Here is a 25,111-nt window from a genome sequence, read left to right as displayed (position 1 = left end):
CATATACTATAACTAGAACAAGATCTAAAAAATATAAAATAATATTAGTATTATTAAAAAAGCAGTTTTGTAACATAATTATAATAAAAAGGGGAAAAGACTTCAGTCTCTTTTCCCCTTTTTATTATAATTATAATTTACTATAAGCTAGCAGCTTCTTCCACTGTTTCAAATGATTCAATAACATCACCAAGTTTGATATCGTTGAAGTTTTCAAGACTAATACCACACTCATAGCCTTTTTGGACTTCTCTAACGTCTTCTTTAAATCTCCGTAAGGAGGCAATACCACCAGTATAAACAACAACTCCTTCACGTAATAGTCGGACTCCTGCATTACGTAGAACTTTACCATCCGAAACATGGCTTCCAGCTATGGTTCCTATTTTAGGAACATTAAAAATTTCACGTACATCAGCTTGTCCAAGATATACTTCACGACTAATTGGTGCAAGAAGGCCAGCCATGGCACTTTTTATTTCTTCTACTAGTTTATAGATAATATCATAGAAACGAATATCTACATTCTCTTGCTCAGCGACTTCTTTCACTTTTGCTGTTGGTCGAACATTAAAACCTATAACAATTGCATCAGATGCTGAGGCAAGTAAGATGTCTGACTCAGTAATAGCACCACTACCACCATGAATAATATTAATACGTACTTTAGCAGTGCTAAGTTTACGTAGTGCTTCAAGAATTGCTTCCAGTGAACCTTGAACGTCTGACTTAACTACTAAATTAAGCACTTGAGCTTCTTTTTCATTAGATGTTTTTGAGAGGAAGGTTTCTAAGGTTACCCTAGATTCTTTGGCAAGTTCTTTCTCTCGCTGTTTTATTGCACGGCTTTCTGCAATGCGTCTTGCAAGTTTTTCATCAGGTAAACAAATAAAAGCTTCTCCTGCTTCAGGTACTCCTTCAAATCCTTGGACTTCTATAGGCATAGATGGTCCTGCGTCTTTTACTTTTTTCCCTTGATCATTAAACATAGCTCGCACTCGGCCACTAAAGACACCACAAACAAAAGTATCACCTTGATGCAGCGTTCCTTCTTGGATAAGGACTGTAGCTATTGGACCACGACCTTTATCAAGCTTTGCTTCAACAATGTGGCCTCTTGCTGGTTTGTCAGGATTAGCTTTAAGTTCTAGGATATCTGTTTGAAGAGCAAGAAGTTCTAAAAGTTCGTCAATACCATCAAGTGATTTTGCAGAAACTTTAGTAACAATTGTGTCACCTCCCCAGTCTTCAGGAACAAGGCCGATGTCAGAAAGTTCACGTAAGACGCGATCTGGATTTGCTTCAGGTTTATCCATTTTATTTACAGCAACCATAATAGGAACATTTGCAGCCCGTGCATGATTGACTGCTTCACGGGTTTGTTCCATGACACCATCATCAGCAGCAACAACAAGCACAACAATGTCAGTGACTTGAGCACCACGAGCACGCATTGTAGTGAATGCTTCATGTCCAGGTGTATCAAGAAAAACAATTTCACCACTTTTAGTTGTTACATGATATGCGCCAATATGTTGTGTAATACCTCCAGCTTCACCTCCAGTGACATTGGTTTTTCGAATAGCATCAAGAAGTGATGTTTTTCCATGATCAACATGCCCCATAATGGTGACAACAGGAGGTCGACGTTTTAGAGATTCTGATTGTTCAGGTGCTGTTGCTACTAAGTAATCTTCTTCTGTAAATCCAATTTTCTCTACTTCATATCCAAATTCAGCAGCAACAAGAGTAGCTGTGTCAATATCTAATGACATATTAATTGTTGCCATCACACCAAGGTTAAAGAGCACTTTTATAATTTCATTAGCTTTAAGTCCCATTTGATGGGCCATATCAGCAACTCTAATAGCTTCTTCTACACGAATTTTACGTTTTGTTAGTTTTATTGGTTGTGTTGTTACCTGAGATGTTGTTTTTTGTTTATGACGTTTTCTTCCACGATTTTGGCGTGATATATCATCATCTTCATTATTATATTGAAATTTATGGTTAAACTCTGTTGACCTACGGCTAGTATGACGCTTTTTCTTGTTTTGTCCATCATGTTCTACATTAGGAATTGTATCAGGAGTAGCAATAAAATTATTTCTATTTTGTCCTTGGTATGAAACAGGTCGTTTATTATGACCAGTATGTTCTCTACTATCAGTATGAGGGGCAGTATTTGATTGTTTTTCAGTTTCAGTCCGTTGCCCACTAGAAGAACGTGTATTATTGGCATCCCAAGAGTGGGACTGTGTAATATTAGGCTTTGAAATAACCCGCACTTGTGTTGATGGGATTTCTTTTTGTTGTATATCAACATTTTTTTCTTCACTAGAAGAGTTTTCAGTCTCTTCATCGTGTAAACGACGTATTTGTTCAGAAACTGGAGGCAGTAAACTTGGAGCTGAAGATCCTTCAGGGATAGCAGAAGCCGCAGGTTTACGGTTAGTTTTTTCTGTGTTTTGAGATGAAGATTGTTTGATGTTTTTATTAGAAGAGTCATGACTCTCTAACACATCTTTTTCAGAATGATTTTTTTTTGTTTGATGTGGTGTTGTTGTTAAAGTTTTATTAGGGACACTAGGTGTAGGGTATTGAACTATTTTTGCTATTTGAGAATTATATAATATTTCATTTGTTGTAGCAGGTATTTTTTCAGTTGTTTCTTCTATATGAGGGGATAATGTATTTTTATTTTCTAATATAAGATTTTCTGTTTGTATAGTAGATTCACTAACATTAGTATCAACTGGATTAAGTTTAATATCTGTCTGGTTAGTAGAAGGTTGTTGACGTTTACGTCTTAATATTACACCAGGTTGTATTTGTCTTCGTTCTTCTTCCTTATTTGTATTAGGAGTATTAAATTGTGCACGAATTTTAGGTAAATCTTCTATTGATATATTACTTATTGTGCTTTTTGCAGAAATTTCAAGTTCTCGTAAAACACGTAAAAGATCTTTAGTTGAAACACCAAGCTCTATTGCAAGATCTTTAACTTTAATTTTATCATTTATCATGAACTAGTCTCCCTTACGTTTCCGACCATTAACGCGGAATCTCCGGAATTTTTCCCAGCAATTTTTTTTTGAGCATACATACCATCCTCTTCCAAACATACATTGTTTTTCATCAGTATGAAATATATTTTCCTCTTGGAAAAGAATATATCGTTTTAGCAGATGCTTAGCAGTACGAGTCTTACATATGGTGCACATTCGAATAGGAATATGCTTTTTATCCATCTTATCTAGTAATCTGCTGTATCAGCTGGGTTATTTTCGTTATCTTTTGCTTGTTCTGCTTCTACTTCTTTTTTCTTTTTATTGCTATCGACGGTAGCTGTTGTACTAAGAAAGTTAACAGCTGCACGTAAGTCGTTAACTTGAGATTCAGAAATACCTAACTTTTCAATAAGTTCTTCGTCAGATGTTTCATTTATTTGCTCAAGAGTGTTAAGCCCAGAGTGGAGTAAAGTTTCTATAGATATCTCAGCAACACTTGCGACTTGTTCAAGTCCACGTCCAACAGCATTTGATTCATTATACCTTGTTTCAGTGAAAATATCGATTTTCCATCCTAGAAGCTTTGCTGCTAATTTAACATTTTGGCCTTTACGCCCAATAGCACTTGTAAGTTGATCATCTGGAACTGTTACTTCAAGAAGGTTTTCAGTTTCATCAACAGTAATACGTGAAATAATAGCAGGAGCAAGTGCATTACGGGCATATGTAGTTATTTCCGGGCTCCAGATAACTATGTCAATACGTTCTCCATGAAGTTCTTGGACGATATTTTGGATTCTAGATCCACGAACGCCAACACATGCGCCTACTGGATCTACATCACGTTCACGTGAAAGAACAGTAACTTTTGCTCGACTTCCAGGATCTCTTGCAACACCCATAATTTGTACTGTGCCATCATCAACCTCAGGGACTTCTCGGCGAAAGAGAGCAGCCATGTAGTCTCGATGTGCACGTGAAATAATAACTTGAGGCCCACGTCCTTCTTTACGGACATCTATAATTAGACCTTGAACACGATCTCCACGTTTATAATGTTCTTTAGGGATTTGTTCATCTTTAGGAAGTAAAGCTTCTGTACGGCCAAGATTTATAATCCAACCTCCTTTATCACGGCGTTGTACAATACCACTGACAATTTCTCCAATACGATCTTTATATTCTTCATAAATAATTTCTTGTTCTGCATCACGCATTCGTTGAATAATAACTTGTTTTGCTGACTGTGCAGCTATACGCCCTAAGTCTTCAACTTTTAAGCGGAATCCCATTTCGTCATCTAGTTGTGCAGAAGGATCATGAGTCTTAGCTTCAGTAATAGACAATTGTGTGATAGGATCTGTTACCTCTTCCACCACAATTTTAAATTGATAGACTTCAATTTCTCCTGTGTCATCATTATAGCTTACCTCAACATCTAGGTTATCTCCATATCTCCGAATAACCGAAGTTCTTACAGCATCTTCAAGTGTATCAACAAGCATATCACGATCAAGCCCTTTATCTTTACTTATTTGATCAAGAGCTTTTTTTAATTCTAGATTCATGTAGTGCCTCCATTGAGACCTTTTGTTGATCCAAGTTTTTTATTTGGCTGAAAGAAATGGTGTACAAGTGTTGCTTTACGTACTTGCTGCCAGTTAATACTAACATTTTCTGGCTCATCAGATTTGCGGTGTGCTAATGATAAATTAAGCATAAATGTATTGTCTGTTATACTAATAAGCGTTCCATAAAATTTTTTGCGGTTTGGCCACAAAGGATGCTGTTCTTTAAGTGTGACATCAATGTCATGATTAATATAATTACTAAGTTGTTGTATAGTAAAAAAAGAGCGTTCCAACCCTGGGGATGAGACCTCAAGTGTCCATTTGTTAGGGAAAAGTTCTTCAACTTCTAAAGTTAAACCTATTAGACGAGAAAGTGAAGCACATTGTTCTATTGTTATTTGCTCAGACTTAGAGTTTATTATATTATTTTCATGCAACCTGTTTGTTTCTATTGTATCTACAAAAATTTTTATAATAGGTTGAGGTATATTAATCAACTCAATACCCCAAAGTTTTAGCCCTTGTGCTGTAATAAGAGGAGATATAAGTTGGGTAATAGTTTCTATTAGTGCAGCACTGTTCATAAAAAGCTAAGGTATCCCAAAATAATAACATAAAAAAAAAAAAGGGGCCTAGTCAGGCCACCCAGCTTAGTCAATTTGACCAGAGAGGATGTAGTACTCATTTAATGAATACTATTCTGTACTGAAAATGCAAATACTCTGAATAACCATGTTTGTCAAGAAATTCTTATAAAATTTTTTAGCTTTGATGTACTGAGTGCTAAGTAAAATTTTTGATAGGAAATAAAAAGTGATAGATTATTTTTTATAACTATTAGTAATATTTTTCTTACAATAATATAAAAAATAGTATTTTTGTTATAATAAATAATGCTATTGTTATTTTTAGTACATGTGTAGCTAGTCTGTACCAATAACTATGGTAAGATAAGTACTATTTTTAATTATAGTAGGTAGTAATTAATTAACTAAATTGTTTAGATATAGATAACTATCCATATAATCTATTAGAAAAATAAAGAGATGCCAATGATTATTACTATTATTAATTGTTAATATTATAGTTAGTGAGTAAGTATGAATTTATTTAATTTTGATCCTAGTATGTTTCTTAGTTTTTTACTTACATTTTTACGTATTAGTGTTGTCTTATTTATGCTTCCTTTTTTTTCTATTGATGGTTTTCCTAATATGTTAAAAGCATCAATAGCTCTTATTCTAACTATAGTTCTTTGGGGGCGTCTTTCTCTTTCAGGAACACAAATGCCAGCGCATCCTTTCGATCTAGTATTGTTAATCATAAGCGAGGTTTTTCTTGGTATTGTATTGGGGCTTGCGGTAAACTTTTTCTTTGCAGGAATTCAAGCTGGGGGAGAAATTCTTGCTACACAAATGGGGTTTACAATGATTACGCTTGCAGACCCATTAACTGGTAACACCACAGGTTTTATTGCACATTTTCTTTATATGGTTGCTACATTAGTTTTTCTTGCTCTTAATGGCCATTTGTTTCTTATAAAAGCTTTTACATATACTTTTAAAATGGTTCCAGCAGGAGGACTTGTTGTAAGAGAAATTTTATTGAGTGAACTTCTTAATATGGCAGGGATGATTTTTGTTTTTGCCTTACATGTTGCGGCACCAGTTATGTCAGCTCTTTTTTTAGTAGAGATCTCTTTAGGACTTATGGCAAGAGCTGCTCCTCAGATTCATATTATGGAAGTTGGATTTCCTGTAAAAATTGGTGTAGGATTTTTTTTCATTGGACTATTATTTACTATCTTATCAAAAGAAACCTATCGATTTATTGCAGGCCTAGAGGGACTATTTTTTAACTTACTTACTGTAATGGGTAGTGGAAAATAGTTTTCACCTCATGTTAGGTTCCATATATTTTTAATGGTACCAGGAACTATACATGTCTGATGATCCCAGTAAAACAGAGAAAGCAACCCCGAAACGACGTCAGGAAGCTCGTTCTGAAGGGAGTGTCCCTAAATCAGAAGAGGTTACTAAAGCATTGACTACTGCAGCAGGGATGCTGGGGCTTGCTATTTATTCAGGCGTAATGGGACGTCATTTTGAAACAATTTTCTACTATATTTTTACAGAATCATTTCGGTTTGAGGTTACAGCACAGTCAGTATATGCTTTATTTATTTATGTTGCTCAAGAGATAGCTATTTTATTGATGCCAATATTACTTTTTATTGCTGTTACGGCATGGATTTCATTACGTGTACAAGTTGGTGCATTATGGACTACAAAGGTTTTTAAATTTAAATGGAGTAAATTTAATATAATAAAAGGGTTGAAAGGAATGTTTGCTTCTCAACAAACACTTGTTCGACTTTTACGTAGTTTAGTTCAAGTAATTGTTATAGGTATTGTTCCATATATGATTATAAAAGGAGAGTTTTCAAACTTTTTACCATTATATTATGCAAGTCCTTCAGGTGTGGCAGATTATATGCTTAATACAGGAATAGTACTTGTTTTATATACGCTAATTCCTATGACAATTATTGCAGTCGCAGATCTTGTATATAATAGATATAGTTATGAAGAAAATTTGAAAATGACAAAACAAGAAATAAAAGATGAGTCAAAACAACAAGAAGGAGATCCTATTGTAAAGCAGAAACAGCGCCAAAAAATGATGCAAATGATGACAAACAGAATGATGCAAGATGTACCTAAAGCAGACGTTGTTGTTACAAACCCAAAACATATTGCTGTTGCGCTTAGATATAATGCTCTTGAGGCACCAGCGCCTTTGGTATTAGCAATAGGTGTGGATCGGGTTGCAGAGAAGATTAAAGAGATTGCTAGAGAAAATAATATTCCTATTAGAGAGAATGTCCCTTTGGCACGGGCTTTGTATAAAGCAGTAGGTGTTGGAGAGATGATTCCTGAAGAGCTATATAAAGCTGTCGCAGCTATACTTGCAAGTGTCTGGCGTTTAAAAGGAAAGATGCCTGGACCTCAATAAATAATAATTTTTTGTATCCAGAAATTACTATAATTAGTTATATAGGCTTGTTATATGTCGAAGGCCTGACCTGCAAGGAGTCAACTCTATGGCAAGTGGTCCAAGTATAAATTACAGCCGTTTTGCTAAGCAAGGTGATATATTCCTTGGTGCAGGTGTTGTTGTCATTCTTCTTGTTATGCTTGTCCCTCTTCCTACGTTTTTGCTAGATGTGATGCTTTCCCTTAATATTTCTCTTTCTATTTTGATTCTTTTAACAGCAATGTTTATGACTTCTCCTTTAGAGTTTTCTATTTTCCCTTCATTACTTCTTGTTACAACATTAATGCGATTAGCTTTAAATGTAGCTTCTACACGTTTAATCCTTCTTAATGGCGATCAAGGTGCAAATGCTGCAGGTAATGTTATTCGTTCTTTTGCTGAGTTTGTTGTAGGTGGAAGTTATGTTGTAGGTGCTGTTATCTTTTTAATTTTATTTATTTTGAATAAAGTTGTTATTACAGCTGGTACAACACGTATTGCTGAGGTTGCAGCACGCTTTACTCTTGATGCTATGCCAGGAAAACAAATGGCTATTGAGGCAGATTTAAATTCTGGATTAATTGATGAAGAAGAAGCAACTAGGCGTCGCGAAAATATTAGAAAGGAAGCTGACTTTTATGGTGCAATGGATGGTGCAGGTAAATTTGTACAAGGAGATGTAACTGCAGGACTGTTTATTACCCTTATAAATTTGATTGGTGGTATTCTTATTGCTGTTGTGCAAAAAGGAATGAGTTGGGATAGTGCCCTTATGACATTTTCCCTTCTCTCTATTGGAGATGGACTTGTTTCTACGATTCCTTCTATTATTATTTCCATTGCTGCTGGTCTTATTGTTTCACGTGCAGCAGCAGAAGCTAAAATGGGTGAAGAATATATTGCACAACTAACATATAATTCACGTGTTCTTAAGTTAACATCCGCAGTTCTTTTTATATTTGCCCTTGTTCCAGGTTTACCAACTATTCCATTCTTGTTCTTTTCAGCTTCCTTATTTATAGTTTCTCGTATTGTAGGTAAAAATTCAGATACAACTGCACAAGATAAAAAGAAGGCTAAAGGTGGTAGTGCTGCTAGTGAGCCTGCAAATACACCAGAGGAAATGCAAGATTTACTACCTTTAGATACATTAGAGCTAGAGGTAGGATATGGTCTTATCCCTCTTGTTGATGAGGAACAAAATGGAAATTTACTTTCAAGGATCCGTTCAATACGTCGTCAGTTTGCTCTTGATATGGGTGTTATTATCCCATCTCTACATTTAAGAGATAACTTACAACTTAAACCAGGACAATATGTTTTACTTATAAAAGGAAATCAAGTTGCTACTGCTGAAATTCTTATTGATCATTACTTAGCAATGGATCCTGGTAATGCATTACACCAGATAGAAGGTATTGAAACAAGAGAACCAGCTTTTAATTTACCAGCTATATGGATTTCTGAAATGCAGCGCGAAGAAACAATGCTTGCAGGATATACAGTAGTTGATCCTTCAACAGTTATTGCAACACATCTTACAGAGGTTTTAAAGCGTCACTTAGCAGATTTTCTTGGACGTCAGGAGGTGCAGGGTTTATTGGATACATTAGCAAAGCACTCTCCCAAAGCTGTGGAAGAGCTTGTACCTGGAATTTTACCTCTTGGTTCTGTACAGAAAGTATTACAGAATTTAGTGAGAGAAAATGTTTCTATTCGTGATATGTTAACTATTGTTGAAGCATTAGGAGATTATGGTGGTTCAGTTAAGAATCCTGACACACTTACAGAATATGTACGTGAGCGTCTTGGTCGGAGTATTACTAAAGCATATTTAGATAGTGATGGTGTTCTCCCTGTGATTACTTTAGGCTCTAAGACAGAGCAAACATTGCAAGAGGCAATACGACAAGTAGAGGGTGGATCATACCTTGCACTTAATCCATCCATTGCACAACAGCTTATTCATAATATTAATATGGCTATTGAAGGAGCTGTAGGAACAGATGGTCAACCAGTGTTATTAGCTACTCCTATTGTGCGTCCACATTTAGCACAATTGATTACTAGATTTCTCCCTAATGTTCCTGTTATTTCCCAAGGTGAAATTCCACCAGATACAAGACTTCAAGCTGTAGGGAATGTGGAGATTGATTAATGCAGGTAAAAACATTTATAGGTCCAAGTACTCAGTCCGTTCTTGCTCAGGTAAAAGCAGAATTAGGTCCAAGTGCTATTATTTTATCTAGTCGAGATTTCCAAAAAGATGGGCAACGGCAATATGAAGTTACAGCAGGTATAGATCGTCCTATTACTTCAGGAGGTAATAATAGTAATAACTTGAATGGTGAGAGCCCTCCTCAGGGTTGGGACGAGTGGTTTAGGGACTGGACAAAAGTTAAAGAGCATCTCTATGCCCTCATGCAACCATCTATACAGTGGGAGCGTCTTTCTTCAAGACAGCGTACAGCACTAGAGTATTTACAGCGTGAAGAAGTTGATGATGCTGTCATTATGGAGTTATATCATAGATTATCTTCTGTTCCGGGTAGCTCTCCTTTTGAAGCATTGTCAGAAATTGTTCCTATAAGACCTTGGTCGGCAGAGAGCTGGCCAGAGCGTATACAGGGGATAACAGGACCTTTTGGTGCAGGTAAGACAACGTCTGCATTACGTATGGCATTATTATTACGAAAAACTGATCCATCTATAAGAATAGGTTTTATTAATGCAGACTGTGAGCGAGCGAATAGCAGACTTGTGTTAAAACACTGGGCAGAGTTATCCGAGTTTGGATACTTCGAGGCAAGTGATCCAGAATCTATGGAAAAAGTAATAGAGCAAAATGAGGATAAAGACTATCTTTTCATTGACTTCCCAGGTATTAGTAATCCAAAAGAGACATTAACAATGCAATTATCCGCATTAGGGCTTTCTAGCATGGAATTTGTTGTGCATTTAGCTTTGCCTCCACATTATGCTACACTTCAAAATCAAGCTTTTCTTTCAAAATATCAAAGTCAACATCTTAGTAGTATTGTATGGACAAAGCTAGATGAAGCAGCAACATATGGCTCTATAGTTAATGTCGCAATGGCAACAGGTCTACCTATTTCTGCATTGAGTTATGGTATAGGGTTAAGTGATACACTATCTTCGGCTTATGAATCTGTTCTTTGGAAGCTTGTTTTTAAGCATCAATTACCTGGTCAGGTATAGAGATATACCAAGGCCAACTGTTAATTTTTGAGGGGTATTTAAATGGCAAAAGATTTTCCTTTGGTGTTTTCTGTGACATCTGGAAAAGGTGGTGTTGGTAAAACAAACATTGCTGTAAATTTAGCCTATTGTCTTGCAGCACTTGGTAAGAAAGTGCTTTTATTGGATGCAGACTTAGGACTTGCCAATGTAGATATTATGCTTGGGATGTCACCTGAAAAAAATCTTTTTCATTTATTTCATGAGGGAGCTTCGTTAGAAGAAATAATAGTTGCTACTGGTTATGGGTTTAGCATTCTTCCTGCGTCATCTGGTGTTATGGATATGTTAAATTTATCTACAGGACAAAAGTTAGATCTACTAGAGTCTGTAGATATGCTTGAAAAAGAAATTGATTATTTTATTGTAGATACTGGTGCAGGTATTAATGATACTGTCCTTTATTTTAACTTAGCTGTACAAGAACGGATAGTTATTTTAACTCCTGAGCCTACTTCTTTAACAGATGCATATGCATTAATTAAAGTTATAAATCACCATCATGGTGTTGATAACTTTAGAGTTTTAGTTAATATGGCTCAAGATACTAAGTCAGCAAAAGAAATATATGTTAGACTTCATATGGCATGTGAACAGTTTTTAAAAAGTATATCTTTAGATCTCATTGGTATTATACCCCGAGATCCAAATGTTCGGAAAGCGGTTATTAATCAAAAGCCATTTTGTTTAGAAGCTCCAGAAAGTGCAGCTTCACTTGCAGTAAAAGAGGTTGCAGAAACAATTCAAAGTTGGGGTGTACCGGTGGCCCTTGATGGCAATATCAAATTTTTCTGGAAAAAGTTCCTTTTCAGACAATAAACCATGGGAAAAGCTTGAATCTGGTTCTGTTACTTGGCCAGACTTTTCTGACCTTGATCAGGAGGCTATTGTTTGTCATTATGCACCTAAGATTCGTTTTCTTGCATCACGCCTTAAAGCTAAGCTTCCTAAGAATATAGAACTTTCAGATTTAATTAGTGCTGGATCTTTAGGATTAATGGAAGCTCTAGGAAGATTTCGTCCTCAGCTAGGTATTCGGTTTGAAACATATGCTGAGAATCGAATTAAAGGTGCTATGCTTGATGAGTTACGGAAGTTAGATTGGTTTTCTCGTACGTTAAGGCAACGTATTCGTCAAATTGATGGGGCCTCATGGAAAATAGAAAATGAAAAAGGTCGTCCAGCAACAGAAGAGGAGCTACATGAAGTTACTGGATTAGCTATTAAGGATATTCGAATAGGACTTGAAGCTCTTCAGAATAATGCTTTTTTATCTTTAGATGTTATTCAAGATACAGTTGCACATCATACTTCCGAAAAGGAGGGTGCTCCATATGAAGATACAGCTGCTACAGAGATAGCAGATAGAGTTTCGAAACTCATAGACACATTGACAGATAGAGAGAAGTTGGTATTATCGCTTTATTATAGCGATGAGCTAAATATGAGTGAAGCAGCGTCTGTAATGGGTATTACAGAAGGGCGTGTTTCTCAATTGCATTCACAAGCATTAACAAGGCTCAGGCGAGAGTTTTTAAACCAGTATGGTAAGGTTGACTAAAGCTGTTTAAGATTAAGGAGCTTTGAAATGTCATATGACTTGAATATGAAGGTTCTGGTTGTTGACGATTTTTCTACTATGCGTCGTATCATCAAAAATATTTTACGTCAACTTGGTTTTAATAATGTTGTTGAGGCTGATGATGGTACTACTGCCTGGGAAATGATTAATAAAGAAAAAATAGATTTTGTTGTTTCTGATTGGAATATGCCACAAATGACAGGTATAGAGTTATTACGTAAAGTCCGTGCTAGTGAACAATATAGCGAACTTCCATTTCTTATGGTCACAGCAGAAGCACAACAAGAAAATATTATTGAAGCTGTTCAAGCAAAAGTCTCAAATTATATTGTTAAACCTTTCACTGCAGAGACAATGAAACAAAAAATTGATAAAATTTTTGATTAACCTTGTTTCTATAGGTATTTTATATCAAACAAGTTATAAGTAAATGGGTGGAGGATACTCTGCCCATTTTTTAATTAGCAAACTAATGTTAAGAGATGGAGTTAAAGGAGAGGATTGGATGGACACTGAATCACCAGAGGAAAAACAATCCAATATCAAAGAGTTACAATCATCAGACACCACACAGAGTAAAAGTCAAAAAGTTCAGCTAGATATTGAGGATGCACCTTTTCTTTTAGATACAGAAGAAGAAGCTGTACCACTTAAGGCTCCTGGAGAAATATCTCACTCTTTAACAGATACCCTGGCTAGTGAAGAAGATCAGGATAGTATACTTAGAAGAAAAAAACTTAGAAAACAGAAAATTGCTGTTATTATATTATCTATTTTTATTATTGTAATTGCTATAAGTTGGTTTCTTTTTTTCCAAGATGTTCCACCAGTAGAAGAACCAACATTACCTGAACCAACAGTTGTTATTGTTCCTTCAGTAGAGAAAATTACAGGACCACAAGAGTACAAAATTACCTTTGAGCCGTTTACTGTTGCACAGCCTAGCGGTAATAGTGTAAAATTTCTTAAGGCAACATTTGTTGGAGTTTCTAAAGATGAAAAAGTCATAAAAGAATCTAAAAGTAAAGAGCTTGTTCTTCGAGATGCTATATACTATTATCTAAGTAATAAGACACATGGATATCTTATTGATCCAAAGAATACTTTAGTGATTAAGCAAGATTTACTTGATATTGTAAACAGTTACCTTATTAGTGGGAAAATGGAGGATATTCTTCTTGAAAATTATATTGTAAAGTGAGTCCTCTATGCCAATAGAACCCATAGCTCCACTTCTCTTTATACAGCAAATGGGACCTGCAGGAAAGATAATAAAAGATGAAGCTACACATCCAGAAACATCACAAACAACATTTCGTCAAGTAGTAGCAGAGGCATTGAGTCAGCAAGGAAGCCAAGTACAAGGTATAGATGGTATAAGTCTCCTTATATCGCTAGATGAAGAACCTCATAGTAATAATAAGAATTCTGATAAAATGCTTAAGGAGTATAAAGAGAAAGAGTCAGCTAAGGAAGAAGTCAAAGAGGAAGACTCAGAAATTTTTCAAGATGAAGTAGATCACCTTGGCAACTTTGTGAACCGTAAGGTTTGATTATCATTATGATATTTCCACTTTGGATCATTGGTGTTATAACTATTGCGGAAACTATCCTTGTTGTGATGGTTTTTTTGTTTTTTTTAAGATTGAGACGTTCTGAAGCTATTTTAGCCCAGCTACAAAGTAATCAAGAACATGTCCTTGAGAGTATTTATCGTAATGCAGCATTAGAACAGGAGCTTGTGGATAGTTTTAGCCAAAGACAAGAGCAGTTAATTATATTAAATAAAGGGCTTGAAGAGCGTATTAGAGTTTTACAGAAGCTTATTGATCAAGCAACTAGTATAAGCCGTTCCCCACAATTTTTACGTGAAGTTATTTTAGCTGGAAAGAAAAAAGGACAAACACCTGCTCAGATTGCTCGTTCTACTGGACTAGCTGTAGATGAAGTCGAACTTATTTTGTCACGTATGTCTAACTAGCTATTTTTAAAAGATATTTTTATGTTGGTATTTGTTTATTACTTTTTAACAGATATATCTTATAAGTTTGGTAAACACTTTTTATAAAACTGTATAAGTTTTTTAGCTGATTTTTCCCAACTGAACGTACTATAAGCAAATTGTTTTCCTTGTTTTCCAATGGATGTTGCTATTTTGGGGTTTTCTATAAGTAGGCATAGATACTTTGTAATTTCTTCTGCACTACCTGTTTTTAGAAGTAAACAGTTTTTCCCATGTGTCATGTTTAATCCAATATTTGTATTAGGTAAAATAACAGGTCGTCCACTTGCAAGGAATAAAGGAATTTTTGATGGAAATCGATAATCATCAAAATCTCCAGGACATCCTGGTTGAACAAGAATGTGTGCTAAGCTAATATAGTTATGAAGCTTATGAGCTTCAGGTGTCCCTAAATCAATGATATGTGCTAATGCATGAGGGGGAGCAAGTTGCTCCATTGGTATAGCTGTTTCTCCACATCTGAGGATCTTTATTGAGTGTCCTTTTTTGTTAACATAGTCAATTGCTGTGATAAGATTACTAACATGTTTTTTGTTGTATTCATGTATATTCCCAGGATAAACAACAAATATAGTATTTAAAGGGAATCCTAATTCTTTATAGACGGACTCAGGTATTTTTTCTGGAAGACGGAAAAAAGTTTCTTCACAGGCAGGCCAAAAAGTCATTCGAGGTACATGAGAAGGGACATGTTCTTCAAGTTTATTAATAATACATGTGACACCAGTAGCATTATTAAGAAATTGTTGAAAATAGAGTGGGTGACAGTATTGTACATCTTTAAAGAGTGCAGGCTTTTCTAAAGCTTCTTGTTGTAGTTGAATAAATGGTTTATTAAACATTTGTTCCATTATAGTGATTTCATTGTCTTCTAGATGAACAAAATAGGGAACATGTGTTTGGGCGACTACATATATAGTTAATTTTCGACTAACTTCTCTCGGGGTCCAAGCATGAATAATAGAGTCTTTAAAGTAGCCAGTATGAGAGTGTGCAACAAGATCATTATGTGTAAAAATAGGATAATCTGCTTGGCCAAAGTAGTTTTTTGATTTTATTGTTACAGGAAGGTAAACAGTACAGCGTATTCCTTGCTGTGTGAGGGTTTGTGCAAGAAAATGAATATGGACCCCAGAGCATCCAAGGTATCCCCCATAGTTAATAAATATGACGTGCATAATCTTTCCTCATCATTATCTATATTGTGTATCATAATTGTATAGTGTTGTATCCTTTTTTTATTGATTAATATATGATGAGCTTCATATGTTAATTGTTATATTTAGACAGTAATGAGAATACGTTAATAAGAGTATGGATCAAACCTTTCGGCCTAAAAAGAGTCTTGGACAACATTTTTTGAAAGATACAGCTATTGCTTATCGTATAGTTAAGCTATTGGATATCCATGAAGGTGAGAATATTTTTGAAATTGGCCCTGGTCAGGGTGCATTAACAAGGCATATATATGGCTATAACCCAGGTCAGTTGTTACTTGTGGAAAAAGATTCTTGCTGGGTAGATTATCATTCTTCAGTGAAACAACAGAATGTATCAAAAGTTACAATTCATCATTTAGATGCATTGAAGTTTTCTTGGGAAACACTTTGTGGCTCTTGGAAAGTTATTAGTAATCTTCCTTATAATGTAGGCTCGGCGTTAATTTGGGATATTGTAAGTAGGGTCCAGTCAATGTCTAGAGCTGTATTTATGGTTCAGAAAGAGGTTGCAGATAGATTATGTGCATGTCCAGGAACTAAATCGTATGGTGTTCTGTCTGTATGGGTACAAAGCTTTGCTAAAGTAGAATGGGGTTTTATTGTAAAGCCACATTCTTTTTATCCTCAACCAAAAGTTGACTCTGCTATAGTTACTCTTTACCCAAAACCTAGAGAAGAACAACCTAAAAATAGTAAAACATTTGCTTGGATTATAAAACAGTGTTTTCAACATAGGAGAAAACAAATGCAATCTATTTTACGAAAAATAGGTTTTTTGAACTACTATGAATCATTAGAACGTATTGGCATTTCCCCTTCAGCAAGACCTGAGTCGCTTTCAAATCAATTATTTCAGCAGTTATCTCAGGAGTTTTTACTCCAACTTATTGACTTTCCAAAAAAAACATGATTGAGCTATATGCATTAATGTACTTAGAATAATGTTTATATGTATATTAAGATTTAGTTTAACTTAATGAGATAATTTATTGTTTCAAGTTGAACAAAGTGTTTAGCTTGGTATATAGTACAGCTAGATTAAACGGAAAAGGAGAAGGATTATGACAAAAGCAGATCTTGTTGCCCAAATTGCATCTAAGGTTAATATTACTAAGGCTGCAGCAGAGCGTACATTGAATGCAACATTAATAAGTATTGAAGAAGTATTGGCTAAGGAAGGCAAATTAACTTTAACTGGATTTGCAACACTTTCTGTGGAATCTCGTAAAGCTCGTAAAGGACGTAATCCACGTACAGGAGAAATGATTACTATTCCAGCATCAAAGGTAGTAAAATTTCGTCCAGGAAAAGCATTAAAAGATGCTGTAAAGTAAAAAGTAGAATAGTATGTTGTTACATGAGGCAATCCATAGTCCTCTCCCACATGATATCCCATGGTGGACTTTTGAAATTGCAGTATTTTTAGGAACGCTTTATTTTATATTATTTTTTCTTGGTAGTATAGGATATATGTTTTTTTGCTATCTACATAATAAGGAGTAAGTTTAGTGTGCTCATTAATGATAGATATATTCACTTTTTGAGCTTGTATTTTTGAGAAGTACAAACTATACTTTGAGCTGTCAGAGTCAGTTGGCCTAGGCAATATTTGAATAGGAGGTGATGCCTATGCCTGGTGTTTATCTTACAGAAGACGATTATAATTTTGATATAGCATTACGTCGTTTTAAAAAACAAGTTGAAAAAGCTGGAATTCTCTCTGAGATGAAAAAACGTCAGCACTTTGAAAAGCCTAGTGTAATGCGTAAAAAGAAAAAAGCTGCTGCACGAAAACGGCTATTGAAAAAAATTAGAAAGATGAATGCATAGAATAAAAAGTATTTGTATACTTTTTTATATGTAATAATGAGGATAGTTTATAATAAATTCTCTAAATTATTATTGCAAAGCAATAGACTTTAGAGTAGTAACGACTTAATTTACACGGGGAGTCAAATAGTGACTTCCCGTGTCTTTATGAGGGCACATATGTCTCTTATAGAGCATATCGAAAAAAATTATTTGTCTGCATATAAGTCAAAAGATCAAATACACCTGAATGTATTACGCCTGCTAAAGACAGCACTTAAACATCTTCAAGTTGAACTAAAGCGTCCTATCACTGATAGTGAGCTGCTTAATCTTATTCAAAGACAAGTTAAGCAAAGACAGGATGCTATAGAGCAGTTTTATGCTGCTGGAAGGTTGGACCTTGTTAGTAAAGAATCTGCTGAGCTTGATATTCTTAAAACATATTTACCTGAACAATTAACTTCTGAAGAGTTAGAGCAGGTTGTAGATAACACATTAAACTTTTTAGGTGTTACAAAAATGTCAGATATGGGAAGAGTTATTCAGTATATTTTGTCTCAGTACAATGGGAAAGTTAGTGGTAAAATGGTAAGTGAAGTTGTAAAAGTTAAATTTCAGGCTATGTTTCAATAATAGACAATATAGCGTTATGTTATAAATTATTATTTTTTGATTCTTAGTTAACAACTTTTACTTATTATTATAAATACAACTTATTAGGTACTATTTTGAGAATTATTTTTAAGACTAAATTAATTGGTATAGCTCTATATAGTAACATTTTATTTTCTATAATGTAATTATATTTCAGCTATAATAGTTAAAAAAGATTGTCAATTTTGGTATGTTACATGTTAATTAGTTTTATTAACTAGTTAAAGTTATATTGTAATATTAATAATAATTAGTTCTTTTATAATGGTTATAGAGTATTATTTACTCACTACAGTATAATGTAAGGAGAGATATAAATGTATAACTATTGTAACATGCTGCCAATTTTCGTATAATACATAAAAGTATATAAAAGTAGGACAAAGTTATGAGTCAGAAAAATGTTCAGGCTATTCAAGAGATTAAGTCACGCCTGAACATAGTAGATATTGTCCGTCAATATGTGAAACTTCATAGAAATGGTTCACGTTGGGTTGCACCATGTCCTTTTCACCAAGAGACAAAACCTTCTTTTTCTGTGAGTGAGGAGGATGGATTTTTTTACTGCTTTGGTTGTCAAGCCTCAGGAGATATATTCACGTTTTATAGCCAAATAAATGGATTAAGTTTTCGAGAGACTTTGGAACAATTAGCAGAAGAAGCAGGTGTTATTCTTACTAGATTTTCTACTTTTGGGAATGAATCACAGAAAGTTCATACTAATAGACGTCAACTATTAAAGATATATGAATTTACTACAACACATTTTGTAAATAATCTTCATAGTGAAATAGGAAAAGAGTGTAGAGAATATATGAAAAAAAGGGGAATTTCTGATGAAATTTCTCAATATTTTCGCCTTGGATGGAGTTCATCTGATTGGGATACTTTAGTAAGAGCTTTAAAACGTGCAGGATTTCATGAACAATTTGGAGTTGAAGCAGCTTTAGTTGGTATAGCTTCTAATGGGAAGTTTTATGACCGTTTCCGTGGGAGATTAATGTTTCCTATTTCTAGTTTATCAGGAAATATTATTGCATTTGGTGGACGTATTATTGGAGATGAAGATACAGCAAAATATATTAATAGTAGTGATTCATTGCTTTATAAAAAAGGAGATCAACTATATGGCTTACAACAAGCAAGGCAAAGTATCAGTTCAGGGAAGTCTATATTAATTACTGAAGGATATATGGATGTTATTACACTTCATCAATATGGGTATACTAATGCTGTAGGTGTGTTAGGAACAGCTCTTACTTCTGAACAAGTAAAACGTATTTCAGGTTTTACATCAAATATTGAGATTTTATTTGATGGAGACGCTCCAGGTCGTAAAGCAGCACTGCGAGCTTGTGAAATGTTTTTGACAAAAGGTTTAAATTGTAAGGTTGTTTTGTTTCCTGAAGGTGAAGATATAGATAGTGTTATAAAAAATTATGGAAAAGAATTTTTTGAGAAGTTAAAAAATGACGCGTCTGAAGGGCTACAGTTTTGTATACAATCACTTAAAACTAGGGCTCCTCGTGATGTTATCGATTGGGTTAAAAATTTTTTAAAACAAGTTGAATTACCAGAAATAGTAAGTCGTTTTACGTCAATACTATCAACAGGATTAGGTCTGGCAGAGAGTGAATTAAGAGAATATGTGGCAGATATAAAGCATTCTATTAAGAAGAAGGTAACACAGTCTGCAGCAATATCTCATTCTTTAGTTCAAACTACACCAAGGGATAAACAAATTTTAATGTTTCTAGTGCGCTATCCCCATATGTTAGACAAACTAAAAGAGCAGGGAGCACATCTTGTTCTTAATACAACTTGGGCCAAAGAATTATGGGGAAAAGTAGAAGAATATTCTGAGGATAATATAATGCAGTATTTAAACTCACAAGAAAAAACTTTTTGGGTTCAATGTCGTACAGGTGATGTTCCACCTTTAGATAATGAGGAGGGAGAGTTTGAAGCTATTCAAACTATGTTAGAAGCATTGCATATGACTGTTCAGTCTGCTTCTGTTTCAGCAGCATTAAAGCTTGGAAAAACAAGTAGCTTTGAAGCTGATTTGAAATATTTACGCGCCCTTCAGGAAACTTTGGAGAGGACACATGGGGAATAACGTTAAAGAAATCCAACAAATACGTACACTTATTGCTAAAGGTAAGGCTGCTGGTTTTGTAACTTTTGAAGAAGTTAACAAAGCTGTACCAATAGATATGAACACACCAGAACAGTTTGAAGAGATCATAGGTATTTTTGATCAACTTGAAATTGTTATTGTGGATTCAGAGAAGGAAGGAAAAAAAATAACAGTAACTTCCCCCGAAACAGATGGGGATACTTCAGAAAATTGTTTTGATTTAGTTGATACAGAGGATGTAGCAGATTTTTCTTCTCGAAGTACAGATCCTGTTCGAATGTACTTACGTGAAATGGGTGCTGTGCCTCTTTTAGATCGTGATGGTGAAGTTGTTATTGCTAAAAAGGTTGAGACAGGCGAGCAAGATGTATTGTATGCTCTTGTAGAAGTTCCTGTTGCTGTTGAAGAACTTATAAGTGTAGGTGAAGATCTTAAACTTAATAGAATTAAACTTAAGGACGTTGTCAAAACTATTGAAGAAGATGATCCTAGTGAAGATGAAATGAGCCAAAGAAATAGGGTTATTCTTCTGTTAGAAGAAATTCGTCAAATTTTTAAAAAGAAACGTAAGGTTTATCTTAAACTTGACGAGTGTTGTACACTGGAACGTCGTGTGGCAGGTATTCAAAAAGAAATTTTACAATTTAAAGAAGAAATTGTTACTCGTTTACGTGATATTAAGTTAGAAAAGACACTTATAGATAGAATTATTGAAACAGTTGAAGATTATGTCCGTCAAATGCATAATTGTCAAAGGGAACTTTCAGCATATCTTCTTTCAACCGGGAAAACACAAGATGAAATTAAAGACTTGTTTACAAAGTTAGATGCACGTGAATTAAGTCCTAGAGATGCTGCATTATTACTCAATATGGGTGTAGATGAGCTTTTCTCTTACAAAGAAATGATACTTGGGAAAATAGAAATATTACAACGTTTACAGGAAAAGTGTTGTCACAACGTTGTAGATCTTGAGGAGGTGCTTTGGCGTATTAAGCGGGGTAATAATGCTGCAATGCGTGCTAAGCAAGAACTTATTCGTTCAAATCTCCGTCTTGTTGTAAGTATAGCTAAGAAGTATACAAACAGAGGATTACAGTTTCTTGATCTTATTCAAGAAGGTAATATTGGCTTGATGAAAGCTGTAGATAAATTTGAATATCAACGAGGATATAAATTTTCAACATATGCTACTTGGTGGATTCGTCAGGCAATTACTCGAGCAATAGCTGATCAAGCACGTACAATTCGTATTCCTGTACATATGATTGAGACTATTAATAAGTTGATACGAACTTCACGCTATCTTGTTCAAGAGTTCGGAAGAGATCCAACCCCAGAAGAGATTGCAGAACGTATGGACTACCCTTTAGATAAGGTGAAGAAAGTACTAAAAATAGCTAAAGAACCTATTTCGTTAGAAACACCAATTGGTGATGAAGAAGATTCAAGTTTAGGTGATTTTATCGAAGACAAAAAAGCTGTAGCACCTTCTGAAGAGGTTGTAAACACAAAGCTTTCTGAACAAATTGCTTCTGTCCTTGCTGACTTGACACCTCGTGAGGAACAGGTTTTACGAAAAAGATTTGGTATTGGAGAAAAATCTGATCATACACTAGAAGAAGTTGGTAAACTCTTTAATGTTACTCGTGAACGTATTCGTCAGATTGAAGCAAAAGCTCTACGTAAGTTGCGTCATCCTGTACGTAGTCAAGTGTTACGTTCATTTTATGATAGTTAATATTGTGCTAATGCTAACATAAAAAGAAAAAAGACAAAAACTAAGTACATAGTACTTTGAGATTTTTGTCTTTTTTCTTTTATTACCAATTTAATGTAGATTTAAATGATACTGCAAGTTGTTCAACAGGTGTATCAATAATTATAGTATTGCCATTTGTTATAATCAATTGTGAATGCTCGACAACTCTTCCTAAATATTTTGCACTGCCACCCATTAGCTGTTCAAATGGTGCTATATTATCTGGAGAAACAGTAAGTAAGAGTCTACTTGCTGTTTCACTATATAACAGTTCTGTTACTGATAGATTTTCAATAGTAGGTATTCTATCAAGTTCAACATGACATCCTATGCGCCCACCTATACACATTTCTGCAAGTGCTACAGCAAAACCTCCATCAGATAGGTCATGGCAGGATGTAATATATTTTTTTTGTATGGCGCTATATATCTTACGATAGTTAGACTTAGCTTGAATAGCATGTACTTGAGGTACACTACTACAGCTTATATGTAGTTCACTAGCAAGTTCACTTCCAGCAAGTTCACATGCTGTATCGCCTACAATATAAATGTGATCTCCAGGCTTTTTAAAGTCAGATGTTATAGCTTTATTGATGTCATCTATTATTCCAAGTACAGAAAAAAGTAATGTTGGTGGAATAGAAATTTTAATTCCCCCTCCTATATAATCATTTTTCATTGAATCTTTTCCTGAAATACATGGTACACCATAGTGTAAACAGAAAGTAGATAGCGCTTTGCATGCTCTTACAAGCTGAGCAAGTTTATATAAGCCATCAGGTGTTTTCTCAGACTGAATAGGATCACACCAACAAAAGTTATCTACACCAGCCATACGATCAGGGTCAGCTCCAACAGCTACAGCATTACGTATTCCTTCATCAATAGCGTTTGCTACCATCCAATATGTGTCATAGTCACTAAACTTAGGACAGATACCATGACTAATAACAAGTCCAGTTTCTGAATTTAAAATAGGTCGTAATACACCAGCATCCATAGGTGCATCTTGTTTTACACCCATAAGAGGTTTTATAACACTACCTCCACGTACTTCATGATCATACTGTCGAATGACATACTCTTTACTACAGATGTTAAGCCGTCCAAGCATGGTATGAAGGAACATAGATTGGTCAATACCTACAGATTCTATTCTATTATTGGGATAATAAGGTTTTTCCCATTGAGCATTGAGTGTTAGTTGAGGTACTCCATGGTGAAGGAATTCCATATTAAGATATGCAACAGTCTTTGAACCATATGTAGCATGAAAATATCCACTATTTGTAAATTCACCTAGGATGGAAATTTCAACACCCATATGTTTTGCAATAGAAGAAAGTTTTTGAATATTTTCTTTTGGTACAGCAATTGTCATCCTTTCTTGTGCTTCTGAAAGTAAAATTTCCCATGGACATAACCCATCGTATTTTAATAGTGCCTTAGAAAGATCAATATGACATCCTCCTGTATCTTGAGCCATTTCTCCTATAGACGAAGAAAGGCCTCCAGCACCATTGTCTGTTATAGCTGAGTAGAGCCCAAGATCTCGTACATGTAAAATGAAGTCATACATTTTTCTTTGAGTAATAGGATCTCCAATTTGTACCGCAGTAACAGGAGATTGTTCATGTAGTTCTTCTGAAGAAAATGTTGCTCCATGAATTCCATCTTTCCCGATGCGTCCTCCTACCATAATAATATAGTCGCCTACATTAGCTTTTTTTTCATACCCTTTTTTATTGTTAATTATGCAAGGGATAATGCCAATAGTGCCACAAAAAACAAGAGGTTTACCAAGAAAGCGATCATCAAATACGATAGAGCCATTTATAGTAGGGATTCCGGATTTATTCCCACCATGTTCCACACCCTCTCTAACACCTTCAAAAATTCTACGTGGGTGTAGTAAGCGAGGTGGAAGAGGCTCCCTATGAAAGGGAGAAGCAAAACAAAATACATCAGTATTACAAACAAGCTCTGCACCAAGACCTGTACCCATAGGATCTCTATTAACACCAACAATACCTGTAAGTGCACCACCATAAGGATCTAACGCTGAGGGACTATTATGTGTTTCAACTTTAATACAGACGTCATGTGTATCATTAAAAGCAACAACACCAGCGTTATCTTTAAAAACAGATAGACAAAAATCTTTGTCACCAAGTTGAGCTCTAATAATGTCAGTTGTATTTTGGATATATGTTTTATAGAGACTATTAATAACTTCTTGAGAATTTTGTTCTAAATCTTTATAAGATATTTGTGCAGCAAAAATTTTATGTTTGCAGTGTTCAGACCAAGTTTGAGCAAGCATCTCTATTTCTACATCAGTAGGATCAGGTGTTAATCCAATAGCAACTCTTTCTTTTTTTACCTCAGGCTGCATAAACCAACGTTGAATGACTTGCATCTCTTCAAGAGATAAGGCTAATGTTCTTTCTTTACTAGCATGTAATAACATTGCATCATTCATAGAAGAAAGTGGAATAGTTATGACTGTATCATTAGCTATACCTGTAACTTTTGCTGTTTTAGCTGGGAATCCTGGATTGTTTTTCCAATTTTGTCGACTTTTTATTTCAAAACAATGAATAAGTGTATTAGATAATAATTCAGTTGCAATACGATGTACTTGTTGTTCTGTAAGTGTACCATATAAATGATATTGGTTTGATGTGTATACAGCTAATATTTCATGATTCTCTATTCCTAATGCAAGTGCAGAGGTATCTCTAGCTGTGTGACCTTCATTATCAGTAACTCCAGGACGGAAACGTACTTCTATTATCCAATCTGCATTACTTTCTGAAGGTGAAAGTGAAGCATATTGTAAGATGGGATCATGTAATACATTTTGAGTAATAAGTTGGTTTACCTGTTCTTTCTGTATCCCTTCTATTGTGAATACTTTTATTAAGTTAGCTGTAGTAACAGGAAAAGAAAGTGTTTGATAAATAGATGAAGCTATTTTTTGGCCAATAGTATCATCGATATGGGATAATAATCCCACGCTAATACGATGAAGCATTT

Annotated in this window: 23 protein-coding genes; 17 read left to right on the top strand and 6 right to left on the bottom strand. The window is 34.8% G+C overall.

What is annotated here, in order from left to right; genetic code table 11:
• Positions 1–140 precede the first annotated feature (140 nt).
• Genes infB through LI_RS02905 form a run of 4 tightly spaced genes read right to left on the bottom strand, consistent with a single transcriptional unit; the run spans position 141 to position 5,166 of the window.
• Positions 141–3,026 carry a translation initiation factor IF-2 gene (gene infB, locus LI_RS02915; RefSeq protein ID WP_011526618.1) on the bottom strand — a complete coding sequence of 962 codons (2,886 nt, stop codon included), beginning with the start codon at positions 3,024–3,026 and terminating at the stop codon, positions 141–143.
• 3 nt (positions 3,027–3,029) lie between these two features.
• Positions 3,030–3,251, bottom strand: coding sequence for a DUF448 domain-containing protein (locus LI_RS07430; RefSeq protein ID WP_081475772.1), 222 nt, complete (start codon positions 3,249–3,251; stop codon positions 3,030–3,032).
• A 5-nt stretch (positions 3,252–3,256) separates the two neighbouring features.
• Complete coding sequence (gene nusA, locus LI_RS02910; RefSeq protein WP_011526617.1) at positions 3,257–4,579, bottom strand: transcription termination factor NusA; 1,323 nt, start codon at positions 4,577–4,579, stop codon at positions 3,257–3,259.
• Positions 4,576–5,166, bottom strand: a complete 591-nt coding sequence (locus LI_RS02905) for an LSm family protein (protein WP_011526616.1) — start codon at positions 5,164–5,166, stop codon at positions 4,576–4,578. The genes nusA and LI_RS02905 overlap by 4 nt, the downstream gene beginning before the upstream one ends.
• 516 nt (positions 5,167–5,682) lie before the next feature.
• On the opposite strand from LI_RS02905, the gene fliR reads away from it, so the two are divergent.
• The 10 genes from fliR (at position 5,683) to LI_RS02855 (ending at position 14,439) form a co-directional block, all read left to right on the top strand.
• Positions 5,683–6,471, top strand: coding sequence for a flagellar biosynthetic protein FliR (gene fliR, locus LI_RS02900; protein WP_011526615.1), 789 nt, complete (start codon positions 5,683–5,685; stop codon positions 6,469–6,471).
• Between the two features lie 52 nt (positions 6,472–6,523).
• Entirely contained in the window at positions 6,524–7,597 is a 1,074-nt protein-coding gene (flhB, locus tag LI_RS02895) for a flagellar biosynthesis protein FlhB (protein ID WP_011526614.1), read from the top strand.
• 88 nt (positions 7,598–7,685) lie between these two features.
• Positions 7,686–9,776 carry a flagellar biosynthesis protein FlhA gene (flhA, locus tag LI_RS02890; RefSeq protein ID WP_011526613.1) on the top strand — a complete coding sequence of 697 codons (2,091 nt, stop codon included), beginning with the start codon at positions 7,686–7,688 and terminating at the stop codon, positions 9,774–9,776.
• On the top strand, positions 9,776–10,837 hold the full coding sequence (locus LI_RS02885) for a flagellar biosynthesis protein FlhF (RefSeq protein WP_011526612.1): 1,062 nt from the start codon (positions 9,776–9,778) through the stop codon (positions 10,835–10,837). Before flhA ends, LI_RS02885 begins: the two co-directional genes overlap by 1 nt.
• 42 nt (positions 10,838–10,879) lie before the next feature.
• Positions 10,880–11,695 (top strand): MinD/ParA family protein, encoded by an 816-nt coding sequence (locus LI_RS02880; protein ID WP_011526611.1) that lies wholly within the window; start codon positions 10,880–10,882, stop codon positions 11,693–11,695.
• Positions 11,649–12,437 (top strand): FliA/WhiG family RNA polymerase sigma factor, encoded by a 789-nt coding sequence (locus LI_RS02875; RefSeq protein ID WP_015353747.1) that lies wholly within the window; start codon positions 11,649–11,651, stop codon positions 12,435–12,437. Before LI_RS02880 ends, LI_RS02875 begins: the two co-directional genes overlap by 47 nt.
• 27 nt (positions 12,438–12,464) lie before the next feature.
• A complete protein-coding gene (locus tag LI_RS02870; protein WP_011526610.1) occupies positions 12,465–12,845 on the top strand; it encodes a chemotaxis response regulator CheY in 381 nt (126 codons plus the stop codon).
• A 118-nt stretch (positions 12,846–12,963) separates the two neighbouring features.
• On the top strand, positions 12,964–13,659 hold the full coding sequence (locus tag LI_RS02865) for a flagellar basal body-associated FliL family protein (protein WP_231850146.1): 696 nt from the start codon (positions 12,964–12,966) through the stop codon (positions 13,657–13,659).
• A 7-nt stretch (positions 13,660–13,666) separates the two neighbouring features.
• Entirely contained in the window at positions 13,667–14,011 is a 345-nt protein-coding gene (locus tag LI_RS02860) for a hypothetical protein (protein ID WP_011526608.1), read from the top strand.
• Positions 14,012–14,019: 8 nt separating this feature from the next.
• Complete coding sequence (locus LI_RS02855; protein ID WP_011526607.1) at positions 14,020–14,439, top strand: hypothetical protein; 420 nt, start codon at positions 14,020–14,022, stop codon at positions 14,437–14,439.
• Between the two features lie 59 nt (positions 14,440–14,498).
• Here LI_RS02855 and LI_RS02850 read toward each other — a convergent pair whose 3' ends face one another.
• Positions 14,499–15,659 carry a glycosyltransferase gene (locus tag LI_RS02850; RefSeq protein WP_011526606.1) on the bottom strand — a complete coding sequence of 387 codons (1,161 nt, stop codon included), beginning with the start codon at positions 15,657–15,659 and terminating at the stop codon, positions 14,499–14,501.
• A 136-nt stretch (positions 15,660–15,795) separates the two neighbouring features.
• On the opposite strand from LI_RS02850, the gene rsmA reads away from it, so the two are divergent.
• The 7 genes from rsmA (at position 15,796) to rpoD (ending at position 22,048) form a co-directional block, all read left to right on the top strand.
• The gene (gene rsmA, locus LI_RS02845; protein ID WP_011526605.1) at positions 15,796–16,611 is read left to right on the top strand and encodes a 16S rRNA (adenine(1518)-N(6)/adenine(1519)-N(6))-dimethyltransferase RsmA; all 816 of its coding nucleotides are present in this window, start codon (positions 15,796–15,798) and stop codon (positions 16,609–16,611) included.
• A gap of 151 nt (positions 16,612–16,762) precedes the next feature.
• A complete protein-coding gene (locus tag LI_RS02840) occupies positions 16,763–17,035 on the top strand; it encodes an HU family DNA-binding protein (RefSeq protein WP_015353746.1) in 273 nt (90 codons plus the stop codon).
• Positions 17,036–17,048: 13 nt separating this feature from the next.
• Complete coding sequence (locus LI_RS07580; protein ID WP_172621345.1) at positions 17,049–17,204, top strand: hypothetical protein; 156 nt, start codon at positions 17,049–17,051, stop codon at positions 17,202–17,204.
• A 126-nt stretch (positions 17,205–17,330) separates the two neighbouring features.
• Positions 17,331–17,531: a 30S ribosomal protein S21 gene (gene rpsU, locus LI_RS02835; RefSeq protein WP_041817088.1), complete on the top strand. Its 201-nt coding sequence runs from the start codon at positions 17,331–17,333 to the stop codon at positions 17,529–17,531.
• A 159-nt stretch (positions 17,532–17,690) separates the two neighbouring features.
• The gene (locus LI_RS02830) at positions 17,691–18,146 is read left to right on the top strand and encodes a GatB/YqeY domain-containing protein (protein ID WP_015353744.1); all 456 of its coding nucleotides are present in this window, start codon (positions 17,691–17,693) and stop codon (positions 18,144–18,146) included.
• Positions 18,147–18,555: 409 nt separating this feature from the next.
• Positions 18,556–20,286, top strand: a complete 1,731-nt coding sequence (gene dnaG, locus LI_RS02825) for a DNA primase (protein ID WP_011526602.1) — start codon at positions 18,556–18,558, stop codon at positions 20,284–20,286.
• Positions 20,276–22,048 carry an RNA polymerase sigma factor RpoD gene (rpoD, locus tag LI_RS02820; protein ID WP_011526601.1) on the top strand — a complete coding sequence of 591 codons (1,773 nt, stop codon included), beginning with the start codon at positions 20,276–20,278 and terminating at the stop codon, positions 22,046–22,048. The genes dnaG and rpoD overlap by 11 nt, the downstream gene beginning before the upstream one ends.
• 82 nt (positions 22,049–22,130) lie before the next feature.
• Here rpoD and LI_RS02815 read toward each other — a convergent pair whose 3' ends face one another.
• Positions 22,131–25,109 (bottom strand): AIR synthase-related protein, encoded by a 2,979-nt coding sequence (locus tag LI_RS02815; protein ID WP_011526600.1) that lies wholly within the window; start codon positions 25,107–25,109, stop codon positions 22,131–22,133.
• Positions 25,110–25,111 lie beyond the last annotated feature (2 nt).

It is taken from the genome of Lawsonia intracellularis PHE/MN1-00 (assembly GCF_000055945.1).
Classification (GTDB): domain Bacteria; phylum Desulfobacterota; class Desulfovibrionia; order Desulfovibrionales; family Desulfovibrionaceae; genus Bilophila; species Bilophila intracellularis.
The sequence above is the reverse complement of the archived record's forward strand: the minus strand, read 5'-3'. Positions and strand labels throughout refer to the sequence as shown.